This window comes from Micromonospora zhanjiangensis, from assembly GCF_042650605.1.
Lineage (GTDB): Bacteria > Actinomycetota > Actinomycetes > Mycobacteriales > Micromonosporaceae > Micromonospora_J > Micromonospora_J zhanjiangensis.
In genome coordinates, this window is sequence record NZ_JBHSBN010000084.1 from 1 (window position 1) to 2,520 (window position 2,520).

Sequence of the window (2,520 nt, forward strand, 5' to 3'; positions counted from 1 at the left end):
CGCCTACACGGCGAGCTCGGCCACGTCCCGCCCGCCGAGCACGAAGCACTACACACGATGACCCACCCAGTCACCGCACCCCTGAAAACCAGCTAACCAACTCTCCATCAAACCCGGGGCTTGACACCGTATGGCCGGGGCCGTGCTCATGGCGCTCGCCGTGCTGATACATCAACACGGTGAGTCGATGGCTACCCACCACATGGCCGCCGGGCCCCGGACGGACCACGACACCGTCACCGGCCATGACGCGGCGCTCGTGTTGCTACGCGCCGCCACGGCGGCTTACCTCTGCTGGATGGCGACCGCACTCGTTCAGCTGCGTTATCGACCGATCACGGACCTGCTCCGTTGGGAGCACCTGGCCATGGGGGCAAGCCTCGCGGCCATGATCTTCTTCATGAGCTAGCCGAGTAAGCCAGCCGGCAGATCAAATGGCGTTGGTACTAGTAGTGCTTTGTTAGGTTGGGACGAGTTGGTGGCAGAGGGGGCAGAACCCGAGCCAGGTCGCGAGTAGGTACTGCAGTTGCCGCAGGACGGCGTACAGGCTCAGGTCTGCCCCACTGCTTGCGGCAGTACATGGGCTGCGCCGGGCGGATCGCGAACGGGGTGAACACGGTGTACTGCTCCTACGCCACCCCGGGCGGGCATGCCCTGGTCGGTGCCCGGATCTACGTTCCGGCCGATCAGCTCGCCGACCCGGATCGGCGGGCGGTACGCCTGGGCGTGGGTCGCCACCTCTAGCCCGCACCATTTCCTGTTGCTGCGCAAGCATCTGCAGACCGGTGAGGTCGCCTACCACTACTGCCACGTCCCGCCGGGCCGGCAGGTCCCGCTGATGACCCTGGTGCGGGTGACGTGTCTACGCTGGCCGGTCGAGGAGGATTTTGAGTTCGGCAAGGACCATTTCGGCCTCGACCACTCCCAGGTCCGGCTCTACACCGCCCTCGCACGCCGCCTCGTGCTGACCATGGCCGCGCTCGCGGTCTGCGCGGTCACCGCCGCACAGGCGAAAACCCGGGCCCCAGTACCGATCCTGCCCACCAGTGCGGACGACAACCCACCAGCGGACACCGGCCTGATCGCGTTCACCGTCGCGGAGATCAAACGGCTGTTCATCCTCATCACCCGCCGGCCACGCACCGACGCACACCACCTGCACTGGGCCTGGTGGCGACGACGCCACCAAGCACGAGCACGATGGTTCCACCACCGCACCCGACTCGCCCGACAAGCCACAACATAATCACGCCGACAAGTGCGAGCTGCCCTACTATCTCGCTGAGTTCACCGCAGCGGGTCGGGTGTCGCGCTGGTATAGCCAAAGCGCCATGATCACGGCGGGCAGGGCGAGAAACATACCGATCAGATGGGCCGCCCACGCCCACGCAGCGAGGCCAGCCCCGTCGATCATCCGTGCTCGATCGATGAGCAGCGCACCGCCACACGGGATGAACAGCAAACCCATCGCAACCGCGCTCACCCACAGCAACGCCTTCGAACGACGGATGGCGGCCGCCGTCAAAACGATCGTCACCGCGGCCGGCACGCTCAACAATACGCTCGCCTGGCCCCAGTCGACGCCCTGCGCGCCGGAGCTGATGCTCCGTAAGTCGGCGTCCACCAGGGCCCAGCTCCAACCGGCCGCAATGTTGGCCAGGCTGAGAAACGCACCCGCGAACGTGAACCACACGGCTCGCATCGCGAAAGCATAATCACCTCTGGTCGTGCCTGGTGTGCCGATCGCATCGCAGCCGGTCAACGGCGGGTTCACCAACCGGCTTCGGCCCACCAGGAACACAGATCGGCACCATCCCCGCACCGTTCCAGGTTTGAGCATCGACCCAACGTCGCTGAGATCACCTCACTGGACCTGGTGGAGACGACGTCACCAAGCCCGCGTACGATGTGTCCCGGCTCGCTACAGTTGATGGTAGTTGCGCTGCCCCCGGTACGACGGAAACGACCGCACCGGCGACAGCCGCTCGAACGGCACCTCCGCAGCCTCACCCATCGTCCGACGGACCTCATCGCCGTCGGGACCGGCGTACGCGACTTCGAACCCTGCCGGAGGGACCACCCGGGAACCGGCAACGGACCGCAGGCGCTTCGCCAACCCTGGCCTCCTCACGACGTCGCTTGCGCTGACCCCATGGCGGGCAGATCCCTGTCGCCGAACGGAGCCCAGTCTCCGTACCAGTGGAGCACCAGGCCAGGCTCGTTGCGCCACCGCGCCAGCAAGGGGTGTTGGTAAGAATCGCGACACCCCCAGAGGCCAAAAAGATGATCTAGGTGTGAGGGCTGGCATCTCAAACGGCGGCAGTAGCGCGCGCCTTTCCGCACACCTCCAGGAGCGGCAGGCCGGCCGCGTACCGCCGGAAGAATTCGGGGGTCCCTGTCTGTCAGGCTGAGATGAGGCAGCCGTTCCCGGAGCGTTAGGCTTGCCGGGAGACAGGAAGAGGATCATCGTGACACTACCCAGCACCCCGGGTGATCAGGGCGGACGACCGAAGCGGCGAT

General features: G+C 66.0%; 4 protein-coding genes. 3 read left to right on the forward strand and 1 reads right to left on the reverse strand.

The genetic code is table 11. From position 1 onward, the window contains the following. Positions 1-142: 142 nt before the first annotated feature. From ACFOX0_RS33975 to ACFOX0_RS33985, 3 genes are all read left to right on the forward strand, one after another. Entirely contained in the window at positions 143-409 is a 267-nt protein-coding gene (locus tag ACFOX0_RS33975) for a hypothetical protein (RefSeq protein ID WP_377553758.1), read from the forward strand. A 158-nt stretch (positions 410-567) separates the two neighbouring features. After that, positions 568-744, forward strand: a complete 177-nt coding sequence (locus tag ACFOX0_RS33980) for a hypothetical protein (protein ID WP_377553759.1) — start codon at positions 568-570, stop codon at positions 742-744. Between the two features lie 16 nt (positions 745-760). Further along, the gene (locus ACFOX0_RS33985) at positions 761-1,246 is read left to right on the forward strand and encodes a hypothetical protein (RefSeq protein ID WP_377553761.1); all 486 of its coding nucleotides are present in this window, start codon (positions 761-763) and stop codon (positions 1,244-1,246) included. Positions 1,247-1,273: 27 nt separating this feature from the next. Here the strand turns inward: ACFOX0_RS33985 and ACFOX0_RS33990 are convergent, their stop codons facing one another. After that, a complete protein-coding gene (locus ACFOX0_RS33990; RefSeq protein ID WP_377553763.1) occupies positions 1,274-1,801 on the reverse strand; it encodes a hypothetical protein in 528 nt (175 codons plus the stop codon). Positions 1,802-2,520 lie beyond the last annotated feature (719 nt).